The organism is Candidatus Paceibacterota bacterium (genome assembly GCA_028697015.1).
In the GTDB taxonomy this organism is placed as follows: domain Bacteria; phylum Patescibacteriota; class Minisyncoccia; order Minisyncoccales; family GWA2-38-27; genus JAQVFW01.
This window is the reverse complement of record JAQVFW010000008.1, coordinates 22,947-28,946: the sequence shown is the minus strand read 5'-3', so window position 1 is coordinate 28,946 and position 6,000 is coordinate 22,947. Positions and strand designations below refer to the sequence as shown.

Below are 6,000 nucleotides of genomic sequence, written 5' to 3'. Positions count from 1 at the left end.
TGTATGGAAAATTTATTCTCTAAAATTATTTCTTTCTGCAAGCGCCGGGGTTTTGTCTTTCCTTCTTCTCAAATTTATGGAGGATTTAGCTCTTCTTACGATTTTGGCCCTTTAGGAGCAGAAATGAAAAAGAATATTAAAGAAATCTGGTGGAAAGAAATGACAAGGAAAGAAAAAAACATTGTTGGGATTGATTCTGCTATTTTAATGAATCCAAAGGTTTGGGAGGCCTCGGGGCATCTTACTTCCGGCTTTGCCGATGAACTTGTCGAATGCAAAAAATGCCATCGTCGCTTTAGAAAGGATTTTCTTGAAAAAGATAATTGTCCTGAGTGTAAAGGAGAACTTACAAAGCCAAGAAAATTCAACCTTATGCTTAAGACCTTTATAGGCCCCGTTGAAACTGAGGCATCGGTTGCCTATCTTCGGGCGGAGACCTGCCAAGGGATATATGTTAATTTTCAGAATGTTCTTCAATCAATGCGTCTGAAAGTTCCTTTTGGAATAGCCCAGATTGGAAAGGCCTTCAGAAACGAAATAACTCCCAAGGACTTTATTTTCAGAACAAGGGAATTCGAACAAATGGAAATGCAGTGGTTTTGTAAAAAAGAAGACGCTGACAGTTTTTTCGAATATTTCAAAGAGAAGCGCTTAAATTGGTATTATGATCTTGGAATAAGGAAAGAGAATATCAGATTAAGAGAACAGGAAAAAGAAGAACTTGCCCATTACGCCAAAAGGGCAGTTGATATTGAGTATAAGTTTCCTTTTGGATGGAAGGAGATAGAAGGAATTCATAATAGGGGAAATTTCGATCTTTCAAATCATTCAAAGCATAGTAAAGAAGATTTAAGCTTTTTAGATGAAGAAACAAAAGAAAAGTTTGTTCCTGATATTATAGAAACTTCAGTTGGAGTGGAGCGTTCCCTTTTAGCTTTTTTGTGCAACGGGTATAATGAAGTTGAAGAAGGAAGAAGCAATCAGGGAAAGACAAAAGAAATCATTCTTTCTTTACATCCTTCTCTTTCCCCTATAAAAGCTGCGGTTCTTCCTTTGGTAAAAAATAAGCCGGAAATAAGAGAGAAGGCAAAAGAGGTTTATTCAATGTTAAAATCCCATTTTGCCGTTTCTTATGATGAAACGGGTTCTATAGGAAGAAGGTATAGAAGACAAGATGAAATAGGAACACCGTTTGCAGTTACAATTGATTTTGAAACAATTAATGACAATTGCGCAACAATAAGAAACAGCGAGACAATGAAGCAGGAAAGAATAAAAATTGACAAGATTCTCTATTTTTTAAAAGATAATTTGGAAAAATGAAATTTGAAAAGCATACATTAAAAAACGGATTAAGGATTGTTTTGGTTCCTCAAAAAAACGTTCTTAGCGCCACGGTTCTTGTTTTGGTCAAAACCGGTTCAAAATATGAGACAAAAAACATAAGCGGAATTTCCCATTTTTTAGAGCATTTGCTTTTTAAGGGAACAAAAAAAAGGCCAAACGCTATTTCAATCGCAGAGCCGCTAGACAGAGTAGGAGGGCAGTATAATGCTTTTACGGGAGAGGAATATACAGGATATTATGCCAAGGTTGACGAAAAGAATTTCGATTTGGCTTTGGATATAATATCGGATATTTATATGAATTCAAAGCTTGACTTAAAAGAAGTTGAAAGAGAAAGAGGGGTGATAATAGAAGAGATTAATATGTATCACGATCATCCCACCTATTATGTCCAAAATTTATGGACTAAGCTTCTTTATGGAGATCAGCCTGCCGGATGGGATATAGCGGGAACAAAAGAAACTGTTCAAGGCATTAAAAGAGAAGATATTAAAAAATATTTGGAAAAACAGTATGTTGCTTCAAATACGGTTGTCTGTCTTGCCGGAAATTTCAATAATAGCAATATTAAAAATAAAGTTGAAAAATACTTTTCCAAGATAAGGAACACTTCTCCTTCTGAAAAAATACAAGTTGTAGAGAATCAGGATTCTCCTCAAACTTTAGTTCATTATAGAAAGACCGATCAGACCCATTTTTGCCTTGGAGCAAGGGGTTACAATTTTTTTGACCAAAGAAAGTATCAAATGGAAGTTTTGTCGGTTCTTCTTGGAGGAATGATGAGCTCTCGCCTTTTTGTGAAAGTTAGAGAACGTCTTGGGCTCGCCTATTATATAAGAACGGAAACGTCCTTTGAAAGCGATACGGGTTTTTTAGTAACAAGAGCGGGAGTAAGAAACGATAAAGCAAAAAAAGCAATCGGCGTCATTTTAAAAGAATATAGAGATATTTCAAGAAAAAAAATTACAAAAGAAGAGCTTTCAAAAGTAAAAGACCACTTGAAGGGAAAAATGGCTCTTTCTCTGGAATTGTCCGACAGCAGGGCCTCTTTTTTCGGTTTGCAAGAGCTTTTGAAAAAAGAGATATTAACACCAAGAGAGATTTATGATAAAATAGACAAAGTGAAGGAGGAAGATGTTTTAAATGTTGCAAAGGACATTTTCAAACCGGAAAAGTTAAACTTGGCCTTAATAGGCCCTTTTAAAGAAAAAGACAGTTTTTCAAAAATATGGAAGAAAGAAAACTATTAGACATTTCTTGGGGCACGATTTTCAGAATACTGTTTGTCGTGGTTTCTTTTTATCTTGTTTTTCTTATAAGAGATATTCTTATTTGGGTAATTTTTGCCCTTATTATTTCGGTTCTTTTTAATCCTGTAATTGATTTTTTGACAAGAAAAATGATTCCAAGAGTTTTGTCGGTTGTCTTTGTTTATCTTGTTTTTTTCGGTCTTCTTGCTCTTGCAATATATTCAATCGCTCCTCTTTTTGTAAACGAAGTAAAAAATCTTTTGCAATCCCTTCCTTCGTATTTTGAAGCAATCTCTCCTTTTCTTTCTATGTTTGGATTCAAGACAACGGAGAACATACAGGAAATTGCCTCTCTTGCCTATAGTTCGGTTGAGCAGATGACAAATAATATTTTTAGCGCTCTTATCGTTGTTTTTGGAGGGTTCTTTTCCGGATTTTTTGTTATTGCCACTGCCTTTTTTCTTTCTCTTGAAAAAGGAATAGTTGAAAAAGGCCTTACTGTTTTATTCCCGAAAAATTATGAAAACTATATTTTAACCATTTGGAAGCGCTGCGAGAAAAAAGTTGCGGGCTGGTTTGCCGTAAGGGTTATCGTTTCTTTTTTTGTCGGAGTTGCCTCGTATATAGTATTTTTGCTTTTTAATATCGACTATCCTCTTTCTTTGGGGCTTTTGTCCGGTTTTTTGAATTTTATTCCGTACATCGGACCTGCCGTAATGGGGCTATTTCTCTTTTTTATAATATTTCCAATAGACCCGCTTAAAGGACTTTTTGTTATTTTGGCCTTTGTTTTAATTCAGCAAATTGAAGGAGGAATACTGACTCCAATACTTATGAAGAGGATTATAGGAATACCTCCTGTAATCGTTCTTATATCCCTTGTTATAGGAGGAAAACTTTGGGGCCTTTTAGGAGCGATACTTGTCATTCCTCTTGTAGCGATACTTTTTGAATTTTTGAAAGAATTTCTTGAGAAGAAAAGAGAAAGAGAGTCGGCTGGATTATGAACAAGTTCTATATCACAACCAGCATTCCTTATGTTAATGCAAATCCCCATATCGGATTTGCCCTTGAAATTATTCAAGCGGATGTTTTAGCAAGGTATTACCGTCTTTCTAAAAGAGACGTTTTCTTTTTGACCGGAACAGACGAACATGGGCAAAAGATTGAGAAAACGGCAAAAGAGAAAGGAGAAACTCCGGAAGAATTTGTTGAGAAAATTTCTTCAAAATATAAAGAGCTGAAAGCGGCTCTTAATCTTTCCAATGATTTTTTTATAAGAACTACCGATAAAGAAAAGCATTGGCCTTCCGTTTTCAAAGTTTGGGAAAAACTGAAAGAAAAAGGCGATATTTATAAAAAAAAATACCAGGGTCTTTATTGTTTTGGATGTGAAACCTTTCTGCTTGAAAAAGACCTTGAAAGCGGCAAATGCCCGGTTCATAAAAGAGAACCGGAAATTGTAGCTGAGGAAAACTACTTTTTTAAGCTTTCTAAATATTCTTCAGTTGTTTATGATGCAATTGAAAAAGGAGAAATAAAAATATTCCCGGAAAAAAGAAAAAACGAAGTTCTTTCTTTTATCAGGCAAGGAATTGAAGATGTCAGTTTTTCACGCTCAAAAGAAAAATTAAAGTGGGGAATTCCGGTTCCCGGGGATGAAAGCCAAGTTCTTTATGTTTGGCTGGACGCCCTTACAAATTATATCTCCGCTTTGGGATACGAAAAACAGTCGGCAGAATTTAAAAAATACTGGCCTGCCGATGTTCATTGCATTGGAAAAGATATTTTTAGGTTTCATTGCCTTATATGGCCGGCAATACTTATTTCTCTTTCTCTAAAGCTTCCAAAAGCTATAATGATACACGGATTTATAACCGTAAACGGGCAAAAAATGTCAAAATCTTTAGGGAACGTTATTGACCCTTTTAAGCTTGTTGAAAAATACAAAACGGATGCAGTAAGGTATTATCTTTTAAGGGAAATTCCTTCTATGGAAGACGGCGATTTTACTTTTGAAAAATTTGAAGACAGGTATAACCATGACCTTGCCTTTGGAATTGGCAATCTTCTATCAAGAGTAAGGACAATGGCTCAAAAAAACGGCTTTGATGTTGCTTCTCCTCTTAATATTGTAAAGGAAAAAAAAGAACTCTATAGAAAAGCAATAGAGGATTTCAGATTTGATATTGCCTTAAAGGAGGTTTGGGAAATAGTAAGGTTTTCCGACAAATATATTGAAGAAAAAAGGCCATGGGAAAACAAAGAAGAGTCAAAAAATGTTCTTGGAGAGCTTCTTTCAACTCTTGATGAAATATCTCTTATGCTTTCTCCTTTTCTGCCGGAGACATCAGAAAGAATTAAAAACCAGATAGAAAGGAAGGAAACTTTTGCAAATGAATCAAATCTTCCTCTGTTTCCAAGAATTGAATCTTAAATGAAAAATAGTTTTAAAAAAGAATTATTTGTAATAGGGCTTGATGGCGGAGGAACAAAGACAATAGCCGTTTTATCTAACGGAAATGGAAATATTTTAGGAAAAGGAAGGTCAGGTTCTTCAAATCCAAGAAACATAGGAATTGAGGAGGCGGTGGAAAATATAGTGAAAGCTATAAAAGAATCGGCAGTTAAAGTAGGAATAAAAAACATTTCTATTATTTTTTTAGGACTTCCTTGCGTAGAGGAGGAATTTAAAGAAAAAAAAGACAAGATTAAAAAAGAAATTTTAAAGAATTCATTTTTTTCTTCTTTTACCGGAAAAATTGTAATTGAAAGCGACCAGCTTGTCGGGTTTAGAGCGGTGACAAATGAAAAAAATGGAATTCTTTTGAATGCTGGAACGGGGGCGGTTATTCATGGATGGACGGGGAAAAAAGAAGTAAAAATTGACGGATGGGGATATTTAAGCGAAGAAGGATCTGCTTTTTGGGTCGGACAGGAGGCCTTAAGGTATATTTTTAAGCAAATAGACGGCAGGGAAAAAGAAACTTTGCTTAAAAATCTTATTTTCAAAAAATTAAAGATAAAGAAAAAAGAAGAGCTGATTGAAAAAATATATTCCAAAGGTTTTCATGAAAAAATTTGTTCCCTTTCTGTTTTTGTAGCAGAAGCGGGAGAAAAAAAAGACAAAATAGCAAAAGAGATACTAAAAGAAGCGGCAAAAAAACTTTCTTTTTCTGCGATAGTGGCGATAAAAAAGCTGGATTTTCAAAAAAAAGAATTTCCCTTGGTTTTAAGCGGAAGCATGTTTAATTCAAAAATCATTCTTAATTTTGTTAAAGAAGAAATAAAAAAGATTGCAAACAGAGTTGTGTTTATAAGAAACAAAAAAGAGCCGGTTTTAGGAGCTGTAATACTTGCTCTTGAAATTCTTTTTTCAGAATCATTTGACAATTAGATATTT

General features: G+C 34.6%; 5 protein-coding genes. All 5 read left to right on the top strand.

What is annotated here, in order from left to right; all coding sequences use genetic code 11:
* Positions 1-3 precede the first annotated feature (3 nt).
* From PHH50_02880 to PHH50_02860, 5 genes are read left to right on the top strand one after another with little or no spacing between them, the layout of a single operon-like run.
* Positions 4-1,323 carry a glycine--tRNA ligase gene (locus PHH50_02880; GenBank protein ID MDD3729231.1) on the top strand — a complete coding sequence of 440 codons (1,320 nt, stop codon included), beginning with the start codon at positions 4-6 and terminating at the stop codon, positions 1,321-1,323.
* Positions 1,320-2,597 (top strand): pitrilysin family protein, encoded by a 1,278-nt coding sequence (locus tag PHH50_02875; protein MDD3729230.1) that lies wholly within the window; start codon positions 1,320-1,322, stop codon positions 2,595-2,597. The genes PHH50_02880 and PHH50_02875 overlap by 4 nt, the downstream gene beginning before the upstream one ends.
* A complete protein-coding gene (locus PHH50_02870; protein MDD3729229.1) occupies positions 2,576-3,604 on the top strand; it encodes an AI-2E family transporter in 1,029 nt (342 codons plus the stop codon). The genes PHH50_02875 and PHH50_02870 overlap by 22 nt, the downstream gene beginning before the upstream one ends.
* Positions 3,601-5,034 (top strand): methionine--tRNA ligase, encoded by a 1,434-nt coding sequence (gene metG, locus PHH50_02865; GenBank protein MDD3729228.1) that lies wholly within the window; start codon positions 3,601-3,603, stop codon positions 5,032-5,034. Before PHH50_02870 ends, metG begins: the two co-directional genes overlap by 4 nt.
* Positions 5,035-5,994: a BadF/BadG/BcrA/BcrD ATPase family protein gene (locus PHH50_02860; GenBank protein MDD3729227.1), complete on the top strand. Its 960-nt coding sequence runs from the start codon at positions 5,035-5,037 to the stop codon at positions 5,992-5,994.
* The last annotated feature ends 6 nt before the right edge of the window (positions 5,995-6,000 follow it).